Annotated in this window: 21 protein-coding genes; 4 read left to right on the forward strand and 17 right to left on the reverse strand. The window is 71.4% G+C overall.

The genetic code is table 11. The annotated features are described in order from the left end of the window. Positions 1-7: 7 nt before the first annotated feature. Positions 8-3,031: a putative bifunctional diguanylate cyclase/phosphodiesterase gene (locus tag JYK17_RS24510; RefSeq protein ID WP_164932159.1), complete on the reverse strand. Its 3,024-nt coding sequence runs from the start codon at positions 3,029-3,031 to the stop codon at positions 8-10. Between the two features lie 452 nt (positions 3,032-3,483). Further along, on the reverse strand, positions 3,484-4,434 hold the full coding sequence (locus tag JYK17_RS24515) for a 2-hydroxyacid dehydrogenase (protein WP_108015496.1): 951 nt from the start codon (positions 4,432-4,434) through the stop codon (positions 3,484-3,486). A 76-nt stretch (positions 4,435-4,510) separates the two neighbouring features. Here JYK17_RS24515 and JYK17_RS24520 point away from each other — a divergent pair, with 76 nt between their 5' ends. Then, positions 4,511-5,509, forward strand: a complete 999-nt coding sequence (locus JYK17_RS24520; protein WP_128801861.1) for an aldo/keto reductase — start codon at positions 4,511-4,513, stop codon at positions 5,507-5,509. A gap of 156 nt (positions 5,510-5,665) precedes the next feature. Further along, positions 5,666-6,820, forward strand: coding sequence for a PQQ-dependent sugar dehydrogenase (locus tag JYK17_RS24525; protein ID WP_222811213.1), 1,155 nt, complete (start codon positions 5,666-5,668; stop codon positions 6,818-6,820). A gap of 7 nt (positions 6,821-6,827) precedes the next feature. Here JYK17_RS24525 and JYK17_RS24530 read toward each other — a convergent pair whose 3' ends face one another. The 7 genes from JYK17_RS24530 to JYK17_RS24560 form a co-directional block, all read right to left on the reverse strand. Continuing rightward, positions 6,828-7,049: a DUF6191 domain-containing protein gene (locus JYK17_RS24530; protein ID WP_108015499.1), complete on the reverse strand. Its 222-nt coding sequence runs from the start codon at positions 7,047-7,049 to the stop codon at positions 6,828-6,830. A gap of 13 nt (positions 7,050-7,062) precedes the next feature. Next, positions 7,063-10,101: a helix-turn-helix transcriptional regulator gene (locus tag JYK17_RS24535; protein ID WP_222811214.1), complete on the reverse strand. Its 3,039-nt coding sequence runs from the start codon at positions 10,099-10,101 to the stop codon at positions 7,063-7,065. Between the two features lie 254 nt (positions 10,102-10,355). Further along, positions 10,356-10,544 carry a hypothetical protein gene (locus tag JYK17_RS24540; RefSeq protein ID WP_108015500.1) on the reverse strand — a complete coding sequence of 63 codons (189 nt, stop codon included), beginning with the start codon at positions 10,542-10,544 and terminating at the stop codon, positions 10,356-10,358. Between the two features lie 196 nt (positions 10,545-10,740). Continuing rightward, entirely contained in the window at positions 10,741-11,340 is a 600-nt protein-coding gene (locus JYK17_RS24545) for a hypothetical protein (RefSeq protein WP_108015502.1), read from the reverse strand. A 100-nt stretch (positions 11,341-11,440) separates the two neighbouring features. Further along, entirely contained in the window at positions 11,441-12,016 is a 576-nt protein-coding gene (locus tag JYK17_RS24550; RefSeq protein ID WP_108015503.1) for a GNAT family N-acetyltransferase, read from the reverse strand. Next, positions 11,994-14,237, reverse strand: a complete 2,244-nt coding sequence (locus JYK17_RS24555; protein ID WP_128801862.1) for an MMPL family transporter — start codon at positions 14,235-14,237, stop codon at positions 11,994-11,996. Before JYK17_RS24555 ends, JYK17_RS24550 begins: the two co-directional genes overlap by 23 nt. A 199-nt stretch (positions 14,238-14,436) precedes the next feature. Then, on the reverse strand, positions 14,437-14,790 hold the full coding sequence (locus JYK17_RS24560; RefSeq protein WP_222811185.1) for a hypothetical protein: 354 nt from the start codon (positions 14,788-14,790) through the stop codon (positions 14,437-14,439). 198 nt (positions 14,791-14,988) lie between these two features. Between JYK17_RS24560 and JYK17_RS24565 the strand changes: the two genes are divergently transcribed. After that, positions 14,989-15,798, forward strand: coding sequence for an SAM-dependent methyltransferase (locus JYK17_RS24565; protein WP_222811186.1), 810 nt, complete (start codon positions 14,989-14,991; stop codon positions 15,796-15,798). 106 nt (positions 15,799-15,904) lie between these two features. Here JYK17_RS24565 and gatB read toward each other — a convergent pair whose 3' ends face one another. The 6 genes from gatB to JYK17_RS24595 all read right to left on the reverse strand — a co-directional run bounded on the left by gatB (position 15,905) and on the right by JYK17_RS24595 (position 20,489). Continuing rightward, the gene (gatB, locus tag JYK17_RS24570) at positions 15,905-17,419 is read right to left on the reverse strand and encodes an Asp-tRNA(Asn)/Glu-tRNA(Gln) amidotransferase subunit GatB (RefSeq protein ID WP_222811187.1); all 1,515 of its coding nucleotides are present in this window, start codon (positions 17,417-17,419) and stop codon (positions 15,905-15,907) included. Positions 17,420-17,432: 13 nt separating this feature from the next. After that, positions 17,433-17,693, reverse strand: coding sequence for a hypothetical protein (locus JYK17_RS24575; RefSeq protein ID WP_234548156.1), 261 nt, complete (start codon positions 17,691-17,693; stop codon positions 17,433-17,435). Beyond that, entirely contained in the window at positions 17,690-19,189 is a 1,500-nt protein-coding gene (gene gatA / locus JYK17_RS24580) for an Asp-tRNA(Asn)/Glu-tRNA(Gln) amidotransferase subunit GatA (RefSeq protein WP_108015507.1), read from the reverse strand. The genes JYK17_RS24575 and gatA overlap by 4 nt, the downstream gene beginning before the upstream one ends. 5 nt (positions 19,190-19,194) lie before the next feature. Further along, a complete protein-coding gene (gene gatC / locus JYK17_RS24585; protein WP_016432511.1) occupies positions 19,195-19,491 on the reverse strand; it encodes an Asp-tRNA(Asn)/Glu-tRNA(Gln) amidotransferase subunit GatC in 297 nt (98 codons plus the stop codon). 89 nt (positions 19,492-19,580) lie between these two features. After that, entirely contained in the window at positions 19,581-20,072 is a 492-nt protein-coding gene (locus JYK17_RS24590; protein WP_108015508.1) for a cupin domain-containing protein, read from the reverse strand. A 45-nt stretch (positions 20,073-20,117) separates the two neighbouring features. Next, entirely contained in the window at positions 20,118-20,489 is a 372-nt protein-coding gene (locus tag JYK17_RS24595) for a DUF4267 domain-containing protein (RefSeq protein ID WP_222811188.1), read from the reverse strand. Positions 20,490-20,585: 96 nt separating this feature from the next. Between JYK17_RS24595 and JYK17_RS24600 the strand changes: the two genes are divergently transcribed. Next, on the forward strand, positions 20,586-21,170 hold the full coding sequence (locus JYK17_RS24600) for a TetR/AcrR family transcriptional regulator (protein ID WP_108015510.1): 585 nt from the start codon (positions 20,586-20,588) through the stop codon (positions 21,168-21,170). Between the two features lie 29 nt (positions 21,171-21,199). On the opposite strand, the gene JYK17_RS24605 is transcribed toward JYK17_RS24600, so the two are convergent. Both JYK17_RS24605 and ligA read right to left on the reverse strand, forming a co-directional pair. Continuing rightward, positions 21,200-23,443 carry a putative bifunctional diguanylate cyclase/phosphodiesterase gene (locus JYK17_RS24605; RefSeq protein WP_128801864.1) on the reverse strand — a complete coding sequence of 748 codons (2,244 nt, stop codon included), beginning with the start codon at positions 23,441-23,443 and terminating at the stop codon, positions 21,200-21,202. 259 nt (positions 23,444-23,702) lie between these two features. Further along, on the reverse strand, positions 23,703-25,895 hold the full coding sequence (ligA, locus tag JYK17_RS24610) for an NAD-dependent DNA ligase LigA (RefSeq protein WP_108015512.1): 2,193 nt from the start codon (positions 25,893-25,895) through the stop codon (positions 23,703-23,705).

A 25,895-nucleotide genomic window follows, 5' to 3' on the forward strand; every position in this document is an offset into this window, starting at 1 on the left:
CCACGTGTCAAGTGGGTGGGACGGGAGTCTCATTATGTGAGCGGAGGTCACTTCCGCCGCCCAGGACGGCGGCTACACCACTGGTGTACACCCCGCTGCCACCACCCGCGAACGCGGGCTCCACGGGTCCGTGCGGCACCGGATAGCGGCCTGCGGCCAGTGCCCGGCGCAGCCGGTACTCGTCGAGCGGACCGGAGAACGCCGAGCCCTGCCCGTGCGTGCAGCCCATCGCGCGCAGGGCCACGACCTGCTCGGGCAGGTCCACGCCCTCGGCCACGGACTGCAGCCCGAGGTCGGACGCGATCCGCAGCAGCCCGCTGGTGATCTTGTGCAGCCGGGCGGACTCGACGACGCCCTCGACCAGACTGCGGTCGAGTTTGAGCACGTCGACGGGGAGTCTGCGCAGCGCCGTTATCGCCGCATGGCCGCTGCCGAAGCCGTCCAGGGCGATCCGGACGCCGAGCCTGCGCAGGGTGCCCAGTCTCCGCTCCAGCTCGTCCAGCGAGATCCGCGGATCGGCGTCGGTCAGCTCGATCACCAGGGAGCCGGACGGCAGTCCGTGCCGGGTCAGCAGGGCCTCGATCGAGCCGAGCGGCATCGACCGGTCCAGAAGGCGCCGGGCACTGACGCGGACCGCCACGGGCACGCCCAGCCCCGTCGCGGTGCGCTCGGCGGCCTGCTCGACGGCCTCCTCCAGCATCCAGCGGCCCAGCTCGGCGGTCCGGTCGCTGTCCTCGGCGACGCGCAGGAACTCGGCGGGGGTGAACAGCACCCCCTGCGAGGAGCGCCAGCGCGCCTGCGCCTCGACCGACGAGATCCGGCCGTCCTCCAGACAGACGAGGGGCTGGTGCAGCAGCGCGAACTCGCCGTCGTGCAGTGCGGCACGCAGCCGCGTGGCGAGCTCCGCCTTGCGTACGACGTCCTGCTGCATCTGGGGTGCGTACAGCTCGACGCGCCCCTTGCCGCTCGCCTTGGCGCGGTACATGGCGAGGTCGGCATTGCGCAGCAACTCCCCCGCGCCCAGGCCCGGTTCGGCGAAGGCCACGCCGATGGAGGCGGCCACCCGGACATCGTTGCCGTCGATGAGGTAGGGCTGCGAGAGCGTGACCCTGAGGCGGTCGGCGAGCTCCAGTATGTGCCGTTCGCGCGCGGTGCGGTCCCGGGTGCCGTCCCCCACGATCAGCGCCGCGAACTCGTCGCCGCCGAGCCGCGAGGCGGTGTCGCCCTTGCGGACCGCGTCCTGCAGTCTGCGGGCGGCCTGGACGAGCAGCTCGTCCCCGGCCTGGTGCCCGATCGTGTCGTTGACGGCCTTGAAGCCGTCGAGGTCGATGAAGAGGACGGCCGTGCCCCGGTCGGTGGAGCGGCGGCCGGACAGGGCCTGCTGCACGCGCTGGGTGAACAGGGCGCGGTTGGGCAGGTCGGTGAGCGGGTCGTGCTCGGCGTTGTGCTGCAGCTGCGCCTGCAGGCGGACCCGCTCGGTCACGTCCCGGCTGTTGAAGATGAGGCCGCCCTGGTGGCGGTTGACGGTCGACTCGACGTTGAGCCAGCCGCCCCCGCTGCCGGCCTCACCCGGGCGGGAGGTGCCCCCGCCGCCGGAGCGGAACCGGCACTCGATGCGCGTGGTGGGTTCCTCGAGCGGGCTGGCGGCGAGGAAGCGGCGCACCTCGTGCACCACGCAGCCCAGGTCCTCCGGGTGGATGAGACTGGCCAGTTCCGTGCCCACCAGATCCTCCGCCGGGCGTCCGTAGACCCCGGCGGCGGCCGGGGAGACGTAGCGGAGTATGCCGTTGGGCGCGGCGATCATGATGACGTCGCTGGAGCCCTGCACCAGGGAGCGGAAGTGGTTCTCCTTCTGCGCCAGTTCCTGGGTGAGGGTGATGTTGTCGAGCAGCATGATGCCCTGGCGCACGACGAGGGCGAGCACGACCGTGCCGCCGGTCAGGAGCACCACGCGGTCGACACTGCGGCCGTTGAGGACGTTGTAGAGGATCCCCAGCGTGCAGACGGCGGCGGCGAGATAGGGCGTGAGAGCCGCCAGGGAGCCGGCGATGGGCCGGGCGGCCGGGTAGCGGCCGTGGTCGCCCTGCTGCGGCGCGGGGTGGTGCTGGTGGACGCCGCCGCGCGGGCCCGGCAGATGTTCGTGCACCACGCGCGTGTGCCCGTCGTCCTCCGCCATGTGCTGTCCGCCGCGGGGCGCGGCCCAGGGGGCGTACGCGAGGAGCAGCGAACCGGCGAACCAGCCCGCGTCGAGCAACTGGCCCGAGTGGTAGCTGTTGTGCAGCAGCGGTGAGGTGAACAGAGCGTCGCACATCACCGTCAACGCCAGTGCGCCGATGGCGGTGTTGACCGCGGTGCGGTTCCTCGCCGAGCGCCGGAAGTGCAGGGCGAGCACCATGCTGACCAGGGCGATGTCCAGCAGTGGGTACGCCAGTGACAGCGCGGTGTGCGCGACGCTCGGCCCGTCGAACTTGGCCGCCTGGGCGAGCGCGAGGCTCCACGACAGCGTGAGCAGGGAGCCGCCGATCAGCCAGGCGTCGAGCGCGAGGCAGACCCACCCGGCCTTGGTCACCGGCCGCTTGGCGAGCACCAGGAGCCCCACGATCGCGGGCGGCGCGAAGCACAGGAAGAACAGGTCGGCATAGCTGGGGGTGGGCACCGGCTCGCCGAGGACCACCTCGTACCACCCCCAGACCGCGTTGCCGAGACAGGCCATGGCCGAGGAGAGGGCGAACAGCAGCCAGGCGGGTCGAAAGCGGATACGGCGGCTGCGGGCGTACAGGAACAGCGACACGGCGGCGGTGCCCGCGGCGGCGCTCAGCCCGAAGTCACCCATGACGAAGGCGAGTTGCTGGGAGCCCCAGTCGAGCGCGGCACCGACGGCGTAGGCCGCGCACACCAGGGCGAGGACGAGTTGACGGACCAGGCCGGGCCGGCCGGCGGGGGCCGGGCCGCGGGGCAGCAGCACCCTGGGCGAAGGCCGCGTCCGCAGCGCTCCGTCGAAGGTGGTCGTGGGGGGAAGGGCCGGGCTCACCGGGTGCTCCCGGTCCGCTGGGCCCCCGAGTCCCGCGAGTCCCTGTGCGCTGGATGCGCATTCCTGCGGCGGCCGCTGTGCCTGCGGTGGTGGTGACTGTGACGGCAGCCGTGACTGCCGTGGTGACCGCGTCTGCACGCGGCCGTACGCCAGGGTCGCCGCCGGCGGTCCCGTCGCGTCGGATCGCTCGTCCATAGGCCGTGCATCGCCCGTCGCCCCCCTCACAGTCTGCTATGTCCATCCCCGGCGCCGAACGGTGCGCGGCGCAGCCCCTGCTCCGGACGATACACCAGTCTCGTCACTCAGGGACATAGTTCCTCTACGCTCCGTGACGACCAGCGGATATGCGAGCACGTACCGCGTCCGGGAGACTGCGGAGGGTGCCGGAAGCGGACTGTGCGCCTGCCGCGCCCCCCGCGTGGGTCACTCGCGGGACGCTCGACCCGCCGCCCTCACGCGCCGGTTGAGCCTGTCGTAAGGATCACGTTGCGCAGCGGCTCCCGGTTCACGAAACGGGTCAACTGGTCCGCGAGCAGCCGCTTGGCGCGGGGCAGGAAGGCGGAGGTGGGTCCGCCGACGTGGGGGCTGATGAGGACACCGGGCGCGCGCCACAGGGGGTGTTCGCGGGGCAGCGGTTCGGGGTCGGTGACATCGAGGGCGGCGGTGATGCGGCCGCTCTCGACCTCGGCGAGCAGGGCCTTGGTGTCGACGACCGGGCCGCGGGAGACGTTCACCAGCAGGGCGCCGTCCTTCATGCGCGCGAGGAAGTCGGCCCCGGCCAGGTGGCGGGTGGTGTCGTTCAGGGGCGTGATCAGGACGACGACGTCGGCCTCGGGGAGCAGGGCGGGCAGGTCGGTGAGCGGATGCACCGGGCCGCGCGCCGTGGTGCGTGCGGAGCGCGCGACGCGCGCCACCCGCGCCACTTCGAACGGCACGAGCCGGTCCTCGATCGCGGATCCGATGGAGCCGTACCCGACGATGAGCACGTTCTTGTCCGCCAGGGCCGGCCGGAACCCGCCGAGCCACTCACCGCGTTCCTGGGCGCGCACGAAGTCGGGGACGCCGCGCAGCGAGGCGAGGATCAGCGTGAGCGCGAGTTCGGCGGTGCTCGCCTCGTGCACCCCGCGCGCGTTGCACACCTGCACGCCGGGGGGCAGCTCCTTCAAAGCGGGCTCCAGGCTGTCGATGCCGGCCGACAGCGTCTGCACGACCTGTACGCCGCTCAGCCGGGGCAGCGGGCGCCGGGCCACCTCGGCGGGCTTCATGTAGGGAACGACGTAGTAGGCGCAGTCGGCGGGATCGGCGGGGAAGTCGTCGGTGCCGTCCCAGAAGCGGTAACGGGGGCCTTCGGGGAGCCCCTCGATGGTGTCCGGCGGGATGGGGAGCCACACGTCAGCAGTCATGCCAGGAGGCTATGTCAGGCCGGTGGCGGCGCAGAGGTTAGGTTGGTGGACCGGTGAGAGGGAGGGTCACGAGCAGGTGGAGCGCAGGACGATCGGCGCGGGGGCGCTCGAGGTGGGGGCCGTGGGCCTCGGGTGCATGCCGATGAGCTGGGCGTACAGCGGGTCGCGGCAGCGGGGCGACGAGTCCGTCAGGGCGGTGCACGGCGCGCTCGACGCGGGCTCGACGCTGCTGGACACGGCCGACATGTACGGCCCGTTCACCAACGAGCTTTTGGTGGGGCGGGTGTTGAAGGAGCGGCGGGCGGACGCCTTCGTCTCCACGAAGGTTGGGCTGCTCGTGGGTGAGCAGCACATCGTGGCCAACGGCCGCCCCGGGTATGTGAAGCGGGCCTGCGACGCGTCCCTCAGGCGCCTGCAGACGGATGTGATCGACCTCTACCAGCTGCACCGCGAGGACCCCGAGGTGCCCGTCGAGGAGACCTGGGGCGCGATGGCGGAGCTCGTACAGGCGGGAAAGGTCAGGGCGTTGGGGCTGTGCGCGGTCGGCGCGCGCGGCGGCCGCCGCTCGGGCGGGGGCCTGCACGACGCGACGATCGGGCTGCTGAAGCGGGTGCAGCAGGTGTTCCCGGTGAGCGCGGTGGAGGCGGAGTTGTCGGTGTGGTCGCCGGAGGCGCTGGAGTCGCTGCTGCCGTGGTGCGAGGCGCGCGGCATCGGTTTCCTGGCCGCGATGCCGCTCGGCAACGGCTTCCTGACCGGCACCCTCACCCCGGGCGAGGGCTTCGAGCCGGACGATCTGCGGGCCCGGCACCCCCGTTTCACCGCGGAGATGATGGCCGCGAACCAGCCCATCGTGGTCGGACTGCGCCGCCTGGCCGCCCGCCACGGCGCCGAGGTCACCCCCGCCCAGGTGGCGCTGGCCTGGATACTGGCGCAGGGACGGCACGTGATACCGGTCCCGGGCACCAAGCACGAGCGCTGGGCGACGCAGAACGCGGCGGCCGCGGCGCTGCGGCTGACACCGGCCGATCTCGCCGAGGTGGCGGGGCTGCCGGGCGCGCGGGGATCCTGGGACTGAAGAGCGCGGTCGCGAGACCGGGAGCGGCCGGGTGCCGCTGTGCCGCGGATTCGGTATCGGCTGATCGGGAACCTGCGAGGCGCGAGCGGTGTAAGACAAGTAGAACCTGCCGCTGGACCGCCGCCCGAAGGGACCAAGACCGTGCTACGACGAGCTGTGCCGGCCGTGCTGGCCACGACCGCACTCCTGCTGACGGCGGGCTGTTCCTCCGGCGACGGGGGCGGCGGATCCGCGAGCGACGACCAAAAACCACCGGCGAGCACGACCGCGAACTCCTCGCCGTCGCGGCAGCCGGCCGAGCAGGCGCCGCCCGCGAAGGGCTCGGTCAAGGTGCTGCGCACGGTGACGACCGACCTGGACACCCCGTGGGGTGTCGCCCCGCTGCCCGACGACAGCGGCCTGCTCGTCGCCTCCCGGGACTCGGGGGCGATCACCAAGGTCGACGTGAAGACCGGGAAGAAGACCGAGCTGGGCAAGGTGTCGGGCGTCGCCCACGCCGGAGAGGGCGGCCTGCTCGGCATCGCCCTCTCCCCGGACTACGCCTCGGACCACATGATCTACGCGTACTTCTCCTCGGGTTCGGACAACCGCATCGCCCGCATGCTCTACGACACGAGGAAGCCGGCCGGCGAACAGCTGGGCGCACCGGACACGATCTTCAAGGGCATCCCCATGGGGTACATCCACAACGGCGGCCGCATCGCCTTCGGCCCGGACAAGATGCTCTACGCCGGCACGGGCGAGAGCGGCCAGCGGGGCCTGGCCCAGGACAAGAAGTCCCTGGGCGGCAAGATCCTCCGCCTGACCCCGGAGGGCGAACCGGCCCCCGGCAACCCGTTCCCGAATTCGCCGGTCTACACCTACGGCCATCGCAATGTGCAGGGTCTGGCCTGGGACGACAAACAGCGCCTGTTCGCCTCGGAATTCGGCCAGGACACCTGGGACGAGCTGAACGTGATCAAGCCGGGCGGCAACTACGGCTGGCCGGACGCCGAGGGCAAGTCCTCCGGCTCCAAGTTCCAGAACCCGATCGCCCAGTGGCACACGGACGACGCCTCCCCCAGCGGTATCGCCTACGCCGAGGGTTCCATCTGGATGGCGGGCCTGAAGGGTGAGCGTCTGTGGCGCATACCCCTCAAGGGGACGAAGGCCTCGGCCGCCCCGCAGGCCTTCCTCTCCGGCACGTACGGCCGGCTGCGCACGGTGGTGTCGGCGGGCGGGGACAAGCTGTGGCTGACGACGAGCAACACGGACGGAAGGGGGAACCCGAAGAGCGGGGACGACCGGATCCTGGAGCTGCAGGTGAAGTAGCCGACGGTCACTCCTCGGCGGACTCCCCTTGCGGTGCGTCGGCTTCTTCCGATGCCTCGGGTTCCTCGGGCTTCGGCCGCCGTACGACGACCTTCCCGGACGCGAGGTCTATCGGTCCGCGTCCGGGGTCCGCGTCGCCCACGTCCTCGCGGGTCAGCTCCAGCCGTTTCTGCTCGTCGTGGGTGTGTTTGCGACCTGGTGCGAACAGCTCCTCGAAGGCGTTGAACACGGCGTCCCCTCTCTCATCCGGCAACCATGCGGTCCCCGTCCCCCGTCGGAAACAGCCCGAGGCGATGGGCCACGGCGGCGGCCTCTCCTCTTCCTGCAACGCCCAGCTTCCCCAAAATGTTCGAGACATGGACGCTCGCCGTCTTCGGGGAGATGAAAAGCTCCTCGGCTATCTGGCGGTTGGTGCGGCCGACGGCGACCAGGCGCAGGACGTCGCGCTCCCGGCTGGTGAGACCGAGAGCCTCGACGGGGTCGGCGTTCCGCCGCTCCGGGGCCGGGCTCAGCGCAAGGCGGGCGCGCTGGGCGAGCAGGGCGACGGAGTGGGCGAGCGGGCGGGCGCCGAGGTGGTCGGCGACGGCCCGGGCCAGCCGGAGCAGTTCACCGGCGCGGTCGCGTTCCTCGTCGCCGCCGCCCGTGAGAAGGGCCTCGGCCAGGCGGAGGCGGACTCGGGCGAGGTCGTAGGGGCGCTCCAGGCGTTCGAAGGCGGTGACCACCTCGGACCAGGTGTCGGCGGTGTCGCGGCCTTCGGCGCGGGTGAGCTCGGCGCGCACCCACTGTTCGTGGGCGAGCCAGATGGGGGCGTCGGTGGCGATCTTCTTGGCGGCGTCGCGGAGCCGCTGGATGACCTCGGCGCTGTTCTCGGCGGCGGCGGGCAGGGCGCGGGAGTCGGCCTCGGCGGTGGCGGCGGCGAGCAGCACGGGCCAGCCGTAGCGCTGGGTGCCGGGCGGGATCCCGGTGGCGAGGACCTGGGCCAGTTCGGCGCGGGCGTCGAGGAGGCGGCCCTCCGCGGCGGCGATGCCGATCGTGATGCGGCTCAGCAGGAGCGTGTGCTGGGGCATGGGGTCGTGGGTGCCCAAGTGGGCGCGGGCGGCGGCCAGTTGGCGTGCGGCCTCGGGCAGGTCGCCGCGGCCGAGGGCGACATGCGCCAGGCACATCGCGCCGCCGCCCTGGGGCTTGGCGCTGAGTCCCACGCGCAGCGCGCCGGTGGCGGCGTCGGCGGCCTCGTCCCAGCGGCCCAGGGAGTACAGCGCCTCGGAGAGGTTGGCCCACACCCAGGCCTCGGAGTCCAGCAGTCCGTACTTGCGGGTGTAGGCGAGGCCCTCCTGGAGGATCGGTACGGCTTCCCGGGTGCGGCCGACCGCGTCGAGTTCGCTGGGCAGATTGACGTAGGCGCGGCCGGCGACGCCCGGTACGCCTTCCGCCAGGGCGCGCTGTTTGACCTCGTACATCTCCGCGAGCCCCGGCTCGGGGGAGCCCGAGTCGACCAGGAGGGCGCCGAGGGTGATGCGGGCGTTGAGTTCGGTCTCGCGGGCGCCGACCATGCGCGCGTACTCCACGGCGCTCTCGGCGGCCGAGAGGGCGTCGGGGCCCGGCTCGTGGAGCATCGACCAATTGGCGACGGTGTCGAGCACCTCGGCGTGCACCTCGGAGGGCGGCAGGCCGCGCACGAGCTGCTGTGCGGTGCCCAGTTCGCGCCAGCCGTCGCCGCGGGCCAGGGCCTGCACCAGGCGGGAGCGCTGGACCCAGAACCAGGCGGCGCGCAGGGGGTCGCCCTCGTCCTCCAGCAGGTGCAGGGCGCGTTTGGTGATCTTCAGGGCGCGTTCGCGTTCCCCGGAGAGCCGGCCGGCGACCGCGGCCTCGGCGAGGATGTCGAGATAGCGCAGGGGGGTGGTGGCGGGGTCGCAGCCGCAGGGGGGATAGACCTCGGTGTAGTCGATGGGGCGCAGCCGGTCGCGTACGTCCTCCGGGGCGGCGTCCCACAGCTCCATCGCCCGCTCCAGCAGGCGCAGTTGCTCGCTGTAGGCGTGGCGGCAGCGGGCCTCCACGGAGGCGTCCAGGACGGCGGGGAGGGCTTTGGCGGGGTGGTGGGCGTGGTACCAGTAGCTGGCCAGGCGCATGATGCGCTCGTCGGCGGGGACGAGCGTGGGGTCGGCCTCCAGGGCCTCGGCGTAGCGGCGGTTGAGGCGGGAGCGCTCCCCCGGCAGCAGGTCGTCGCTGACGGCCTCGCGGACCAGGGAGTGCCGGAAGCGGTATCCGTCGCCGTCGGGGGTGGCCAGCAGGATGTTGGCGTTCACGGCGGCCCGCAGCGCCTCGATGAGATCGTCCTCGGCGAGTCCGGCGACGGCCGAGAGCAGCCGGTACTCCACGGTGGATCCGCCCTCGGCGACCACCCGGGCGACCCGCTGGGCGCTGTCGGTCAGCCGCTCGACGCGGACCAGGAGCAGATCGCGCAGGGAGTCGGTGAGGCCGGTGCCGCAGCCCTCGGTGGCGCATACGGCGAGTTCCTCGACGAAGAAGGCGTTGCCGTCGGAGCGTTCGAAGATGGCGTCGACCTGGGTGGGTTCCGGTTCGGTGGCGAGGATGCCGGCGAGCTGGCGGCCGACCTCGTCCCGGTTGAAGCGGCCCACGTCGACACGGAGGAAGGTGCGCAGCCGGTCCAGTTCGGCGAGCAGGGGGCGCAGCGGGTGGCGGCGGTGGATGTCGTCGGCGCGGTAGGTGGCGAGGACCACGAGGCGGCCGGTGCGCAGGGTGCGGAAGAGATAGGCCAGCAGGTGGCGGGTGGAGGCGTCGGCCCAGTGCAGGTCCTCCAGGGCGACGACGACGGTGCGGTCGGCGGCGACGCGTTCCAGGAGGCGGGCGGTGAGTTCGAAGAGGCGCGCCATGCCCTCCTCGTCGTGCCGCCCTCCGCTGGACTCGCCCAACTCCGGCAGCAGACGGGTCAGCTCCTCCTCCTGCCCTGCTGCTGCTGCGGCGAAGTCGTCCGGCAGTTCGCGGCGCAAGGCGCGCAGGGCCGTGGAGAACGGGGCGAAGGGCAGTCCGTCGGCGCCGATCTCCACACAGCCGCCGAGCGCGACGACGGCGCCCTCCCGGCAGGCCGCGGTGGCGAACTCCTCGACGAGCCGGGTCTTGCCGACCCCGGCCTCCCCGCCGATCAGCAAGGCCTGCGGCTCGCCCGCGGCGGCGCGGACGAGCGCGTCGTTCAGGGTCTGAAGCTCTTCGGTACGGCCGACGAACACGGGGCTGACGGACTTGGTCTCCACGAGCCCGAGCATGGCACGGTGGTCCGGCGGTGCGGCACCGGTTTTCGCCGGAGCGGTGTCGTCCGGACGCACCGCCGCCCTCACCGCGGGGAGGTGCGGTGAGGGCGTGGGCAGGGCCTCGATGGTGCGGTTGAGGTCCGTCGTTCGGTCGGGCGTCGTTCGGTCGGGCGTCGTACGGTCGTGCGCCGTGCCGGCGTCCGTCCCGGGTTTCTTCTCCGGTGCCGTACGGCCGTCCCCCGCGCGGCCGTACTCCCGGAGCTGCCCGCTCACGCGGCGCGGGCGTTCGACCGGAGCCGGCGCAGGCCCGGGATATGGGACTCGTGCTCCGCGGAGCGTGCGGCGGCCTCGCGGCGGGCGGCACGCCGGCTGCGGACGGCCTCGCGGACCTGGCGCTCCTGCTCGGCCTGGCGGATCAGTTCGGCGGAGCGGATCTGGGCGTACTCGTACTCGTACATGTTGTGTCCCTTGTGAGATGTGGTGTTCGGCTTCGCTTTCTGCGATGCCTTTACCTTCGTCTCCAAGGGGGGTCCGCCACATCGGGAGAGTTCCGCATCTTCGGCCCGGCCAGGGGCCTTAGACACGCAGGAGGGGCCTCAGAACATCCGTAAGGTGCTCACGGATGCCCTAAGACCCCTCAGGACCTGCGGTGGCTCAGCTGACGGACGGCAGGCCGAGCAGGACGTCGGTGTACTTCAGGACGGCCAGGAGCAGGCCGATGACGCCGAGCGCGACACCGCCCCAGGCGACCGACTTGATCCACACGGCCTGCGGCCTGCCCGGGGTCCCGAACGCGGGCCGGGCGAGCACGACGACGCCGATGACCAGGCCGAGAAGGGCGAAGATGCCGCCCCACAGCGCGGTGGCGTGCCAGGCGTTGCCGTAGCCCTCGTCGAGGAGCTTGGAGACGCTGCTGTTCTGGGAGCTCTGGGCGTGCAGCTGGCCGATGAGCGACTGGCGCGCGGACGCGACGGTGCCCACCCAGCTGCCGGTCAGCGAGACGATGCCGAGCGCGGCGGAGACGACGGCGCCCGCGCCCTGGCCGACACCGGAGGGCTGCACGCCCTCGGCGTCGTCGGACTCGGCAAGGTCGGCCTGAGCGGTCGCCTCCTCGGGGGTCTCCTCGGCAGTGTCCTCGGCGGTCTTCTCGCTCGCCTCGGGCGCCTCGGTCGCGGTGGCGTCCACCGTGTCCTCCTCGGGCTTCACTTCTGCGGCCTCGTTCTTGGCCTCGTCAACAGTCTTGCTGGTTCCCATACCTCGCACCGTACGGACGCTGTCTGAGAAGTCTCTGAGAGATCACCGGGGCGATCCGCCGAGCCTCTCCTTACTGATCTGAGTGCTACTGATCTGAGTGCTACTGATCTGTGTGTTCGGCACGCGCGCGTGCCGCGCGCCACTCCGGGGCGAGGATCGACCACACCTCGAGGTCGTGCCGCACCCCACCATAGGGGTGCGCCTGGCGTCGTACGCCATCCCGGGTCATTCCGAGGCGGCGGGCGACGTTCAGGCTGGGCACATTCCCGGACGCGGCCACCCATTCGACGCGGTGGATGCCGCGCTCCTCGACCGCCCAGTCGATCAGCACCCGCATCGCGCGGGTGATCAGTCCGCGGCCGGTCGCGGCGGGCTCCAGCCAGCAGCCGACCTCGCAGTTGCCGCTCTGCGCGTCGAAGTTCAGCGTGAGCACCCCGCCCACGAGCTTTCCGTCCAGCCAGATGCCGTGGTACGAGGCGGTGTCGGCGGCGCGCAGGTCGGCGTAGCGCTGGAGCGTCTCGCGGGCGGTGGTGGCGTCGACGACGGTCGAGCCGAACGGGATGAACCGCCCGATGAACTCCCGCCCGCGCTCCAGATGCGCGAGAAACTCCTCGGCGTGCCACGGCTCCAGCGGCCGCAGCTGCGCTCCGTCGTCACCCAGGGATATCGCGTACATCCTCGTCCTGCCCCTTCGCCAGTACGTCCGCCACCTCGGCGTCCGTCGCCGCGGCCAGCCTTTCATGGGCGGCGCGGCACTCGGGCGGCTCGATGCTGATCCGGGGCAGCCGGACGTCCAGCCAGCGGGGCAGCCACCAGTTGGCGCCGCCGAGCAGGTGCATGAGGGCCGGCACCAGCAGGGTGCGCAGTACGAAGGCGTCGAGCGCGACGGCGGAGGCGAGCGCGATGCCGAACATCGCGATCACGCGGTCGCCGCTGAGGACGAAGGCGAGGAAGACCGAGATCATGATGACCGCGGCGGAGTTGATCACGCGGCTGGTCTCGGCGAGCCCGACGCGGACCGCGCGCCGGTTGTCGCCGGTCTCCAGCCACTCCTCGTACATCCGGCTGACCAGGAAGACCTGGTAGTCCATGGAGAGCCCGAAGAGGACGGAGACCATGATCACCGGGAGGAAGGGCTCGATGGGGCCGGCGCGGCCGAGGCCGAGCAGTTCGCTCCCCCACCCCCACTGGAAGATCGCGACCACGACACCGAAGGCGGCGGCGACCGCGGCGACGTTCATCGCGGCGGCCTTCGCCGGGATGCCGACGGACCGGAAGGCGAGCAGCAGCAGGAGGCAGCCGAGGCCGATGACGACGCCGATGAACAGGGGCAGCTTGCCGACGATGACGTCCGCGAAGTCGTCGTAGCTGGCGGTCACCCCGCCGACGTGCACGTCCAGTGAGGTGCCGGTCTCGGCGCGCGGCAGCACCTCGGTGCGCAGCCGGTCGACGAGGTCGCTGGTCCTCTGCGACTGGGGCTGCGAGGTCGGGACGATGGTGAAGTACGCGGTGTCGCCGCCGGTGTTGTACGTCACCGGGGTCGCCGAGGCGACGCCCTCCGTGGTGCGGATGGTGGCGTCGAGGTTGTCGAGCGCGAGCCGGTCCTCGGCGCCGTTGACCTTGGTGACCAGGGTGAGCGGGCCGTTGACGCCGGGTCCGAAGCCCTCCGCGAGGAGGTCGTAGGCCTGCCTGGTCGTCGACGCCTTGGGGTCGTTGCCCTGGTCGGAGGTGCCCAGGTGCAGGGAGAGGGTGGGCAGCGCGAGGACGGTCATGACGGCGAGCGCGATCACGCCGAGCACCTTGGGGTGGCGCTCCACGAACGCCGACCAGCGGTGGGCGAACCCGGTCGGCAGCTCGGGCTGCGGCCCGTGCTCCGCCAGGCGCCGCCGCTCGCGCCGGCTCAGGGCGTGCATGCCGATGAAGGACAGCAGGGCCGGGAGCAGCGTCACGGAGGCGGCGACCGTCAGGACGACGGTCAGGCAGGCGGCGATCGCCACGCCGTTGAGGAAGCTCAGCCGGAGGATCAGCATCCCGAGCAGGGCGATGCACACCGTGGCGCCCGCGAAGACCACGGCGCGTCCCGTGGTCGTCACGGCATGGGTGGCCGCCTCGGTCACGGACAGCCCGCGTTTGAGTCCGCGCCGGTGTCTGGTGACGATGAAGAGCGCGTAGTCGATGCCGACACCGAGGCCGATCAGCATGCCGAGCATGGGCGCGAAGTCGGCGACGGTCATGGCGTGCCCGAGCAGCGCGATGCCGGCGTACGCGGTGCCGACGCCGACCAGCGCGGTCGCGATGGGCAGCACGGAGGCGGCGGGTGAGCCGAAGGCGAGGAGGAGCACGACTGCCGCGACGACCACGCCGACGATCTCGGCGAGATGCCCGCCGCCGGACTCGGTGAGCGCGACGGCGCTGCCGCCCAGTTCGACCTGGAGCCCGTCGGTGTCGGCGGACTCGGCGGTGCGGACGACGGCCTCGGCCTCGGACTTGGAGATGTCCTCGGCGCGGTCCGCGAAGCCGATCGTGGCGTACGCGGTGTGTCCGTCGGCGCTGATCCGGCCCGTGCCCTGGCCGTCGTACGGGCTGCTCACGGAGGCCACCGCGGGCAGGTCCGCGATCCTGTCCAGGGTCTGGGTCATCGTCTGCTCGACGTCCGCCGCGCGCACGGTGCCGGAGGTGGTGTGCCAGACGACGGTGTCGCTGTCGCCGCCGAGTCCGGGGAATCCGTCCTGCAGCAGTGCGGTGGCGGCGCCCGATTCGGTGCCGGGGGCCTCGTAGTCGTTCGAGTACGACGAGCCGACGACGGCGGCGGCCGCGCTCACTGCGCCGAACGCGAGGAGCCAGAGGAGAACCGCGGCGAGGCGGTGGCGAACGCACCAACGGGCAAGGGCTGCCACGAACGAGCTCCCGGGGCGATTTGTGGATCTTTGGCCGGGAACAGTCGCTCACAGGGTGAACGGCCCGCAAAGAACGTATGAGCCATGCGAGGACCACTCTTGCAGGCAGAAGTGATCGTTCATGCCCTTCGTGTGGCTATTCACAGGAATGGGAGGCAGATCACAGGACAGTAACGACGACTCTGTCACCTCGGTCGAATCAGTCGAACTGGTCTCCCACTGCCATCACCATCACTCCGGCGACCAGCAGCCACAGCGCGCGCCGGGTACGCCCGCGGGAGCCGAGCACCGCGGCCAGGGCACAGACGGCGGCGCCGACGGCATAGGCGGCGGGTGCGCGCGCCGGCGCGGAGCCGAAGGCCCGCAGCACGGCCGCGGCCAGTCCGGCCAGGGCCAGCAGCGTTCCCGTCCCGACCGCCACCCAACGGGCCCGCCGCGCGTCCCCGGCCGGATCCGTCGGATCCACGGCGTCGTCCATGTCCACGGCTTCATGGTCCACGGCTTCGTCGTCCACGGCCTCGTCCGGAATCTCGGAATCAGCGCGTCCGTTCATGGCGGGCGAGAGTAGCGCGTCCGTCTGGGAATCCGGCCGGGAAACCCGCTGCGGGCCACCCCGGGCAACTGTTAGCTTCCGCTGATCAGCCGTCACCGGCTCCTCGCCGACGACCGAAGCGGGTGCGTTGTTTGAAGGTCCGACCGAGCTCCTCAGCATCACCTTCCCCTACGAAGACCCCAAGGAGCCCGTTCACCGATGTCCGATCCACGTTCCAGGACCTCGCCCGACCCGGACCCTCTCACTGACCGTGTGAACCACCCGGCCTACCCGCGCAGCAGCCAGTACGACGCCCGCTGGACCGTCGAGAACCAGATGGGCCCGAACGCCCTGTGGCTGCTGGAGTGGCTGGCCCCCGCCCTGGGCCTGGACGCCCTGCGCCCATGTGCGCGGGTGCTCGATCTGGGCTGCGGCCGCGCGATGACGTCGATCTTCCTGGCGCGGGAGTTCCACGCCCAGGTCACGGCGGCCGACCTGTGGGTGAAGCCCGACGACAACGCCCGGCGCATCGCCGAGGCCGGGTTCGCCGACCGGGTGCTGCCCGTGCACGCCGAGGCTCATGAACTGCCGTTCGCCGAGGGCGGTTTCGACGCGATCGTGAGCGTCGACGCCTATCAGTACTTCGGCACCGACGACCTCTATCTGCCCACGCTCACCCGGCTGCTGAAGCCCGGCGGGCGGATCGGCGTCGTCGTACCGGCACTGCGCGAGGAACCGGCGGGCGCCGAACCGCCCGAGCATCTCGCGCCCTGGTGGGAGCCCGACTTCTGGTGCTTCCACTCCCCCGGCTGGTGGCGGCGCCACTGGACCCGCAGCGGGGCCGTCGAGGTCGAGGCGGCCGACTGGCAGCCGGACGGCTGGCGGGACTGGCTGCTGTGGTGCGAGGTGGTCTCCGAGGAGAGCCCGGAGGAGTTCCATCGCACGATGGCCCGCCGGGTCGGCGAGATGGTGCGGGCCGACGAGGGCCGCATGCTCGGTTTCGTACGGGTCGTCGGACGCCGTACGTAGCCTGCCGCACCCGGCGCGCCGCACCCGGCATGTCGCGGACAGCACGCCGCAGACAGCCGTACGGCCCCGGAGGTCACGCCTCCGGGGCCGTACCGCGTGCTGCCGCTCAGCCCTCGCTGACGCCCAGCTTCTCAAGGATCAGCTCCTTGACGCGGGCCGCGTCGGCCTGGCCGCGGGTGGCCTTCATGACCGCGCCGACCAGGGCGCCGGCCGCGGCCACCTTGCCGCCGCGGATCTTGTCGGCGATGCCCGGGTTGCCGGCGATGGCCTCGTCGACGGCGGTGCCGAGCGCCGAGTCGTCGGAGACGACCTTGAGGCCGCGCTTGTCGACGACCTCGTCCGGGGTGCCCTCGCCCGCGAGGACGCCCTCGATGACCTGGCGCGCCAGCTTGTCGTTCAGGTCGCCCTTGGAGACCAGCTCGGTGACCCGGGCGACCTGCGCCGGGGTGATCGCCAGCTCGTCCAGCGAGGTGCCCGACTCGTTGGCGCTGCGCGCCAGTTCGCCCATCCACCACTTGCGGGCGGAGGCGGCGTCGGAGCCGGCGTCGATGGTGGCGACGATCGGCTCCAGCGCACCGGCGTTCAGGATCGCCTGCATGTCGGTGGCCGTGATGCCCCACTCGGCGAGCAGCCGGGTGCGGCGGGCCAGCGGCATCTCGGGCAGGGCGCCGCGGATCTCCTCGACCCACTCGCGCGAGGGCGCCACCGGGACGAGGTCGGGCTCCGGGAAGTACCGGTAGTCCTCGGCCTCCTCCTTCACCCGGCCCGAGGTCGTGGACCCCGTGTCCTCGTGGAAGTGGCGGGTCTCCTGGATGATCGTGCCGCCGGACGACAGCACGGCCGCGTGCCGCTGGATCTCGAAGCGGGCCGCACGCTCCACGGACCGCAGCGAGTTGACGTTCTTCGTCTCCGAGCGGGTGCCGAACTTCTCGGTGCCGTTGGGGCGCAGCGACAGGTTCACGTCGCAGCGCATCTGGCCCATCTCCATCCGGGCCTCGGAGACACCGAGCGCCCGGATGAGCTCGCGCAGCTCACGGACGTACGCCTTCGCCACCTCGGGGGCGCGCTCGCCGGCGCCCTCGATCGGCTTGGTGACGATCTCGATGAGCGGGATGCCGGCGCGGTTGTAGTCGAGCAGCGAGTGGGAGGCGCCGTGGATACGGCCCGTCGCGCCGCCCACGTGCAGCGACTTGCCGGTGTCCTCCTCCATGTGGGCGCGCTCGATCTGGACGCGGAAGGTCTCGCCGTCCTCCAGCTGTACGTCGAGATAGCCGTTGTGGGCGATCGGCTCGTCGTACTGGGAGGTCTGGAAGTTCTTCGGCATGTCCGGATAGAAGTAGTTCTTCCGGGCGAAGCGGCACCACTCGGCGATCTCGCAGTTCAGCGCGAGACCGATCTTGATCGCCGACTCGACGCCGGTCGCGTTGACGACCGGGAGCGCGCCGGGCAGGCCGAGGCAGGTCGGGCAGGTCTGGGAGTTGGGCTCGGCGCCCAGCTCGGTCGAACACCCGCAGAACATCTTCGTCTTGGTGCCGAGTTCGACATGGACCTCGAGGCCCATGACGGGGTCGTACGACGCGAGAGCGTCCTCGTACGACACCAGGTCGGTCGTGGTGGTCACTGAAACTTCCCTCTCAGCCCAGCAGGACGTCGTCGTCGCCCAGCCGCTTGAGCTCGCGGTACAGGACGGCGAGGCCGGTGACGATGCCGACGGCGGCGACGGTCGCGTCGATCAGGCGCAGCGCGTCCTGCTCGGAGCGCGCCTTCTTGATCCGCTTGGCAACACCGAACGCGCCGAAGGCGGTGGTGGCGATGGACACGTACATACCGGACTTGGACTTCTTGAAGTCCTGAGCCTTGGTCAGCGTCTTGCCTGTCTTGCCTGACTTGGTCACAGCGACGGAGCCTCCTCCAGGAGCGGGTGCCCCCACCTTTCCACGTAGGCGGCCTCGACCGCGGCGCCGACCTTGTACAGCCGGTCGTCCTTGAGCGCCGGGGCGATGATCTGCAGGCCGACCGGGAGGTTGTCCTCCGGGGCCAGACCGCAGGGCAGCGACATGGCCGCGTTGCCCGCCAGGTTGGTCGGGATGGTGCACAGGTCGGCCAGGTACATCGCCATCGGGTCGTCGGCGCGCTCGCCGATCGCGAAGGCGGTGGTGGGCGTCGTGGGCGACACGATCACGTCCACCTGCTCGAAGGCCTTCTCGAAGTCGCGCTTGATGAGCGTGCGGACCTTCTGCGCGGAGCCGTAGTAGGCGTCGTAGTAGCCGCTGGAGAGGGCGTACGTGCCGAGCATGATGCGGCGCTTGACCTCGGGGCCGAAGCCCGCCTCACGGGTGAGGGAGGTGACCTCCTCGGCCGAGTGGCCGCCGTCGTCGCCGGTGCGCAGGCCGTAGCGCAGGCCGTCGAAGCGGGCGAGGTTGGAGGAGCACTCGGAGGGGGCGATGAGGTAGTACGCCGACAGCGCGAGGTCGAAGGACGGGCAGTCCAGCTCGACGATCTCGGCGCCCAGCTCCTTCAGCAGCGCGACGGACTCGTCGAACCGCTGGATGACACCGGCCTGGTAGCCCTCGCCGCGGAACTGCTTGACGACGCCGACCCGCATGCCCGCCACGCTGCCGTTGCGCGCGGCCTCGACGACCGGCGGGACCGGGGCGTCGATGGAGGTGGAGTCCATCGGGTCGTGTCCGGCGATCACCTCGTGCAGCAGCGCCGCGTCCAGGACCGTGCGGGCACAGGGGCCGCCCTGGTCGAGGGAGGAGGAGAACGCCACCATGCCGTAGCGGGAGACCCCGCCGTACGTGGGCTTGACGCCGACCGTGCCCGTGACGGAGGCCGGCTGGCGGATGGAGCCGCCGGTGTCGGTGCCGATGGCGAGCGTGGCCTGGTACGAGGCGATGGCGGCGGAGGAGCCGCCGCCCGAGCCGCCGGGGACCCTGGTGAGGTCCCAGGGGTTGCCGGTCGGGCCGAACGCGCTGTTCTCCGTCGACGAACCCATGGCGAACTCGTCCATGTTGGTCTTGCCGAGGATGACGACGTCGGCGGCCTTCAGGCGCTTGGTGACAGTCGCGTCGTACTGCGGGATCCAGTTCTCGAGGATCTTCGAGCCGACGGTCGTCGGGACGCCCTCGGTGGTGAAGATGTCCTTGAGCGCGAGCGGGACGCCGGCCAGCGGGCCGAGCTTCTCGCCCTTCTCCCGCTTGGCGTCGACGGCACGGGCCTGCGCCAGCGCGCCCTCGCGGTCGACGTGCAGGAAGGCGTGCACCTTCTCGTCGACGGCGTCGATCCGGGCGAGGTGGGCCTCGGTGACCTGGACGGCCGTCAGTTCGCCGGAGGCGATCTTCGCGGCCGTCTCGGCGGCGGTGAGCTTGATGATGTTGCTGTCCGTCATGGGATTCAGTCCTCCCCCAGGATCTGCGGCACCTTGAAACGCTGCTGCTCCTGGGCCGGGGCGCCGGAGAGCGCCTGCTCGGGGGTGAGCGACGGACGGACCTCGTCCTTGCGCATGACGTTCGTCAGCGGGAGCGGGTGCGAGGTCGGCGGTACGTCTTGGTCGGCGACCTCACTGACGCGGGCGACCGCGCCGATGATGTCGTCCAGCTGGCCTGCGAAGTGGTCGAGTTCTTCGGGCTTCAGCTCCAGACGCGCCAGCCGGGCGAGGTGGGCGACCTCCTCGCGCGTGATGCCAGGCATGCAGCGATCCTCTGGGGTGAGTGTGTGTGATGTGCGACTGGCCCCAATCCTATGGGGCCGGAGCCCGTGGCCGTTAAACGGTTTACGGCTCAGCGCCGGCCGTCCCAGGCTTCGCTGCGCAGGAAGTGGTTGTCGTACAGCTCCTGCACCTCCAGCAGGCTCTCCGGGGTGACCTCGCCCAGACGGATGCGCTGGAGGTGGCGGAAGTACTCGAAGCGCTCCACGCCGGGGGTGATGACGATGAGCAGGTCGGCCGGGGTGCCGGGGGCGGCGGCGAAGGCGTGCGGCCGGTCCGGCGGGACGACGATCAGGTCTCCGCGCTCGGCCGTGACGACGTCGTCGCCGGAGAGGACCTCGGCGGCGCCGTCGAGGAGGTAGAACATCTCGGCGGAGTTGCGGTGCAGGTGCGGGCGGGCGCCGTCGGCGCCCTCGGCGAGGGTGACGCGCACGGTTGACAGGGCGCCGCCGGTGGCGCTGCTGTCGGCCAGCAGCCGCACGGCGACGGGGTCTGCGCCCACCACCTCGGCCTCGGCGTCACGGACCAGCACGGTCTCGTCGAACTTTGGCACGAAAAGCGACATTTCTCGGCTCCCCTGTGAGATCTCTCCCGGTGAGATGTCGTCCCGTCAGACCGCGAAGAGCAGTCCGGCGCTGATCAGTACAACGATCGCGGTGGCGAAGTGGATCCCGAAAGCCACGGCTTTCGCGCCTCCGTGCCGCAGCACTATCACCGTGTCGAACAGCGGCACGAACGCGACGGCGACCATGAACCAGGCCTCGGCGCGGGCGCCCGCGAAGGCGAGCAGCACCAGGCCCATCAGACCGAAGGTGCCGTCCCTGAGGCCCTTGACCGAGAGGTACGCGCCGGCGTCGCCGTCGGGGCGTGCGGGGACGCCGTAGCCGGCTGCGGCGGGGCCCGGTTGAAGCAGGAACCGGTAGCAGAGGAACAGGCAGAACAGGTCGAGCAGGACGGCCAGGGTGTAGGCGGTGACGGTCATGTCTCTTCTCCTCGCTTGGATTTCTAGCACTGCTAGGAACAGGAGCGAAGCTAGCAGAGCATCGACAGATTGGCTAGCACTGCTAGAATTCCTGGCATGTCGATCCAGAAGCGCCGGGAGCGCGAACGAGCGGAACGCGAGCGGCTGATCGTCACGGCCGCTCGCGACCTTGCGGAGTCGGAGGGCTGGGACGCCGTGACGACCCGTCGCCTCGCGGCGGAGATCGAGTACAGCCAGCCCGTCCTCTACAGCCACTTCAAGGGCAAGGGCGCGATCATGGCGGCGGTCGCGGTCCAGGGCTGCGCGGACCTGGCGGCCGAACTGCGTACGGCCCGTACGGCGGCCGACGGCACCCGAGAGGCACTCGCCGCGGTGGGCCGCGCCTACGCCGACTTCGCCCAACGCCGCCCGGCCCTCTACGACGCGATGTTCACCCTCACCACGGACCTCCCCTTCGCCACCGCGGAGGCCCCGGCCCCCCTCAAGGAGGCGTTCGGCGAAATCCTGGCCGTAGTGGAGCCCGTCGCCGCCGAGGGCGAGGACACGGGCCTCCTCACAGAGACCTACTGGGCAGGCCTCCACGGCCTGGTCACCCTGATGCGCAGCGGCCGCCTACCGAAGAGGGCCCACGAGGAACGGTTGGGCCTGCTGATCGGGCATTTCGCGGCGGGAGGTGGGTGAGGGCTGCTTTTGCCCAAGTGGGCGGTCGCCTACTCGTCGCCCGCCGCTGCCGGTAGGGCCGCGCGGGGGCGTACCCAGCCTCGGGAGCCTCGGGCCAGGAGCCAGGCCGTTGTTTCGTCGGCGGGCATTGCGGCGGCCACGAGCCAGCCCTGGACGGCGTCGCAGCGCAGGTCGCGCAGGCGTTCCCAGGTCTCGTCGTCCTCGACGCCCTCGGCGACGACGAGCAGGCCGAGGGAGTGGGCGAGGTCGACCGTGCAGCGCACGATCTCCGCGTCCTCCGCGTCGACGGCCAGCCGGGCCACGAAGGAGCGGTCGATCTTCAACTCGCTCACCGGGAGCCGCCGTAGATGCACCAGGGAGGAGTAGCCCGTGCCGAAGTCGTCCAGTGACATCTTCACGCCGTGTCCGGTCAGACCGGCCAGGGTGTCGGCGGCCCGCTGCGGGTCCTCGAGCAGGACGTGTTCCGTTATCTCGAGTTGGAGCGCTCCCGCCGGAACTCCGTGCCGGGCCAGCCGCGCGGCGACGGAGCCCGCGAAGCCGGGGGTGTGGACGTCGCGCGGGGACACGTTGACCGCGACCGGCACGAACAGGCCCTGGGCCCGCCACTTGGCCACCTGCCCGAGCGCCGTCTCCAGCACGTACTCCGTGAGGTGGGGCATCAGCCCCGACGACTCCGCGATCGCTATGAACTCGTCCGGCGGAACCTTCCCGCGCTCGGGATGCACCCATCGCACCAGCGCCTCGAGTCCGGCCACCTGCCCGTCGAAGCGGACCTTGGGCTGGTAGTGCAGCTGCACCTCGTGGGCGTCGAGGGCCCGGCGCAGATCACCCAGCAGGCCGAGGCGGTCGGGGGTGTTGGAGTCCCGCTTGGACTCGTAGACCTCGACGCCAGTGCGGTCCCGCTTGGCCTGGTACATCGCCACGTCCGCCCGTCGCAGCATCCCCTCCGCGTCCAGGGCGTGGTCCGGGAAGACGGCCACCCCGGCGCTGGCCTCCAGCACGAGGGTGAGCCCGTCGAGGTCGAGCGGGGAGCTGAGCGCGGCGACGAGGCCGCGGGCCACCCGGGTCGCGGACGTCGTGGAGTCGGCGACCGGCAGTAACACGGCGAACTCGTCCCCGCCGAGCCGCGCGGCCTCCGCTCCGCGCGGCAGTGCGAGACGCAGCCGGTCGGCAATCTGCAGCAGCAGCCGGTCGCCGGCGAGATGCCCGAGTGTGTCGTTGACCGAACGGAAGCGGTCCAGGTCGATCAGCATCAGGGCGGCGCGGGCGCCGATGCGTTCGGCGTCGTCCAGCGCGGTCCAGATGCGCTCCTGCAGCCACTGCCGGTTGGGCAGCCCGGTCAGCGGGTCGCGCAACTGCTCCTCGGCCCGCGCGCGGGCGATCCACAGCGTGGAGTCGAGGGCGATCAGCGGGATGGCGAACAGCGGCAGCAGCACCGGCTGGGCGGCGGCCACCACGCACACCAGCGGGGCGATGCCGAGCAGCGCGACCGCGACAAGTCCCTGTCTGACCAGGGCCGTACGGGCCACGGTGGGCAGCCCGCCGCGCGGGACGTGCAGATACCACAGCAGGGTGCGGGTGACCGCCAGGTAGGCGGCGGCGACCAGCACCACCTCGGGGGCGGTGTAGAGCGTCCAGGTGTCCGGCTTCCACGGGTTCTCGACGGACGGCACGCGGCCGAACGCGCCCAGCACCAGGGCCCCGGCGCCGATGCCGAGGATGTCCACCGCGCCGTGCAGCACGCCCTGGCGCCAGCGGTTGCGGCGGGCGATGCCGACCAGTACGACGACGGTGAGGCTGACCATCCCGGCCGGCACCCAGCCGTAGAGCATCAGGACGGCGAGGGTCAGGGCGGCGCCGGAGCCCGTGCCGCCCCACCAGCGGGAGCGGCCGAGCATGACCAGGTGGCCGACGATGATGCCGGTCAGCAGAGCGAAGGACCAGCCGACGGTGCCGCACGGGAAGAGTGCGTGGACGCCGCTGAACGCACGGTAGAAGCCGCCGCCGAGGACGAAGGCGGCCGCGGCCACGACCGCGGCGGGCAGGGCGGGCCAGGACAGGTGCCGTTCGTGGTCGCCGTCCGACAGGCCCGGAGGGTGCTCGATGTCGAGGTGAGGGGTACGCCCGTCAGGTGCGGTGTACTGTCCGGTGGCGCGCCCCTCCGCGCCCGGGCGCTCCGAAGGCCGCCCGGCCCACCGGCTCGCCCGCCATGCGCCGGTGACCCGGCGCACGCGCAGCCCTGAGTCAGGGGCGGCGCTCTCGGTCGGTTCCATTCCCGTCCCTCTCACAGCCGGCGGTGCCCACGCCACGCGGCCCGATGCCCGACAACCATCAACGGCACCGCGTTGGAAAACCCTTCCCCTTGCTCACCAAGAGCAAGGGGATGCCCCAACCGCAGCTGGGCACGGCAGGTGCACATCTCAACAGTAGGCCGCAGAAGGCTTCCACGGGCAGCGGTCGTCGACGGTTGCCCGAATGCACCCCAGCCACCCGTATGCATCTGGTATGCGCCGATCGGGTGGCCTTCAATCGCTACTCCTCTGTGGGAAGCGCAACTTCGGCCGCCGCGTCCGGGCCCTGTTCCAGCAGGACGTTGAAGCCCTCCTCGTTCAGCACAGGGACTTTGACCTGCATCGCCTTGTCGAACTTCGAACCCGGGTTGTCACCCACCACCACGAAGGACGTCTTCTTCGAGACCGATCCGGTCACCTTCGCTCCGCGGCTCTGCAGTGCCTCCTTGGCGCCGTCGCGCGTGAAGTGTTCGAGGGTGCCGGTGACCACGACGGTGAGTCCTTCGAGCGGGCGCGGACCCTCGTCCTCGCCCGAACCCTCCTCCTCCATACGGACTCCGGCGGCCCGCCACTTGCGGAGGATCTCCTGGTGCCACTCCTCGGCGAACCACTCCTTGAGGGAGGCGGCGATGATGCCGCCGACGCCGTCGGTGCCCGCCAGCTCCTCCTCCGTGGCCTGCTCGATGCGCTCGATCGACCGGAACTCACGGGCCAGCGCCTCGGCGGCGACCGGGCCGACGTGACGGATCGACAGTCCGGTCAGGACGCGCGCGAGCGGGCGCTCCTTGGCAGCGGCGATGTTCTCCAGCATGGCGACCGCGTTCTTCTTCGGCTCGCCCTGCTGGTTGGCGAAGACCGTGGCGATCTTCTCCTCGCCGGTCTTCGGGTCACGCTTGGGCAGGCCGCTGTCCTGGTCGAGGACGTAGGCCTTGATGGGCAGCAACTGCTCGACGGTGAGGTCGAACAGGTCGCCCTCGTCCTTGAGCGGCGGGTCGGCGGGCTCCAGCGGCTTGGTCAGGGCGGCAGCGGCGACATAGCCGAAGTGCTCGATGTCGAGCGCCTTGCGGCCCGCGAGGTAGAACAGGCGCTCGCGCAACTGGGCCGGGCACGCGCGCGCGTTCGGGCAGCGCAGGTCGACGTCGGCCTCCTTCATCGGCCTGAGCGGCGTACCGCACTCGGGGCACTCGGCCGGCATCACGAACTCGTGCTCGCTGCCGTCGCGCAGGTCGACGACCGGGCCGAGGATCTCCGGGATGACGTCACCGGCCTTGCGCAGCACCACCGTGTCGCCGATGAGGACGCCCTTGGCCTTGACCACGTCCTGGTTGTGCAGGGTGGCGAACTCCACCTCGGAGCCGGCCACCGTGACCGGCTCGACCTGGGCGTACGGAGTGACGCGGCCCGTGCGGCCCACTCCGACGCGGATGTTGATGAGCTTGGTGTTGACCTCCTCCGGCGCGTACTTGTACGCGATCGCCCAGCGCGGGGCGCGGGAGGTGGTGCCGAGGCGTCCCTGGAGGGGGATCTCGTCCAGTTTGACGACGACTCCGTCGATCTCGTGCGCCACGGAATGGCGGTTCTCGCCGTAGTACGCGATGAACTCCCGTGCGCCGTCGAGGCCGTCGACCACCCTGTTGTGCGGGGAGGTGGGCAGGCCCCAGGTCTTGAGGAGGTCGTAACCCTGGGAGAGGCGGGTGAGGCCCTCGAAGCCCTCCAGTACGCCGATGCCGTGGACGACCATGTGCAGGGGGCGGGTGGCGGTGACGCGGGGGTCCTTCTGGCGCAGTGAACCGGCGGCGGCGTTGCGCGGGTTGGCGAAGGGCTTGTCGCCGGCCTCCACCAGGCGGGCGTTGAGCTCCTCGAACTTCTCCATCGGGAAGTAGACCTCGCCGCGGATCTCCACGCGGTCCGGGACGCGGTCGCCCCCCAGGCGGTCCGGAATCTCCGCGATCGTACGGACATTGGGGGTGATGTCCTCGCCCGTGCGTCCGTCGCCGCGCGTGGCCGCGCGCACCAGGCGGCCGTGCTCGTACGTGAGGTTGACGGCCAGGCCGTCGACCTTGAGCTCGCACAGGAAGTGGTACTCCTGCTCGCCCAGCTCGCGCTGGATGCGGTCGGCCCAGGCGGCGAGTTCCTCGTCGTTGAAGGTGTTGTCGAGGGAGAGCATCCGGGAGGCGTGCTGGACCGCCGTGAACTCGGTCTCGTACGCCCCCGACACCTTCTGCGTCGGCGAGTCCGGCGTGCGCAGCTCGGGATGCTCCTCCTCCAGCGCCTCCAGGGAGCGCAGGAGCTTGTCGAACTCCGCGTCACTGACGACCGGAGCGTCCTTCACGTAGTACCGGAAGCGGTGCTCCTCGATCTGCTCAGCGAGCTTCGCGTGCTGCTCCCGTGCTTCGGCGGGCACCGCCGTCTCCGCTTGCTTGTCGCCGGCCAC

The sequence above is a fragment of the Streptomyces plumbidurans genome (assembly GCF_019857225.1).
Taxonomy (GTDB): domain Bacteria; phylum Actinomycetota; class Actinomycetes; order Streptomycetales; family Streptomycetaceae; genus Streptomyces; species Streptomyces plumbidurans.

What these genes read in the sequence shown, in the direction of transcription:
- JYK17_RS24535 (WP_222811214.1), bottom strand. Translation starts at nt 10,101, where the DNA reads ATGCTCGGGCTCGTGGAGACCAAGTCCGTCAGCCCCGTGTTCGTCGGC.
- JYK17_RS24545 (WP_108015502.1), bottom strand. Translation starts at nt 11,340, where the DNA reads ATGGGAACCAGCAAGACTGTTGACGAGGCCAAGAACGAGGCCGCAGAA.
- JYK17_RS24515 (WP_108015496.1), bottom strand. Translation starts at nt 4,434, where the DNA reads ATGACTGCTGACGTGTGGCTCCCCATCCCGCCGGACACCATCGAGGGG.
- JYK17_RS24540 (WP_108015500.1), bottom strand. Translation starts at nt 10,544, where the DNA reads ATGTACGAGTACGAGTACGCCCAGATCCGCTCCGCCGAACTGATCCGC.
- gatC (WP_016432511.1), bottom strand. Translation starts at nt 19,491, where the DNA reads ATGCCTGGCATCACGCGCGAGGAGGTCGCCCACCTCGCCCGGCTGGCG.
- JYK17_RS24560 (WP_222811185.1), bottom strand. Translation starts at nt 14,790, where the DNA reads ATGAACGGACGCGCTGATTCCGAGATTCCGGACGAGGCCGTGGACGAC.
- JYK17_RS24550 (WP_108015503.1), bottom strand. Translation starts at nt 12,016, where the DNA reads ATGTACGCGATATCCCTGGGTGACGACGGAGCGCAGCTGCGGCCGCTG.
- JYK17_RS24595 (WP_222811188.1), bottom strand. Translation starts at nt 20,489, where the DNA reads ATGACCGTCACCGCCTACACCCTGGCCGTCCTGCTCGACCTGTTCTGC.
- JYK17_RS24605 (WP_128801864.1), bottom strand. Translation starts at nt 23,443, where the DNA reads ATGGAACCGACCGAGAGCGCCGCCCCTGACTCAGGGCTGCGCGTGCGC.
- JYK17_RS24600 (WP_108015510.1), top strand. Translation starts at nt 20,586, where the DNA reads ATGTCGATCCAGAAGCGCCGGGAGCGCGAACGAGCGGAACGCGAGCGG.
- JYK17_RS24565 (WP_222811186.1), top strand. Translation starts at nt 14,989, where the DNA reads ATGTCCGATCCACGTTCCAGGACCTCGCCCGACCCGGACCCTCTCACT.
- gatA (WP_108015507.1), bottom strand. Translation starts at nt 19,189, where the DNA reads ATGACGGACAGCAACATCATCAAGCTCACCGCCGCCGAGACGGCCGCG.
- JYK17_RS24590 (WP_108015508.1), bottom strand. Translation starts at nt 20,072, where the DNA reads ATGTCGCTTTTCGTGCCAAAGTTCGACGAGACCGTGCTGGTCCGTGAC.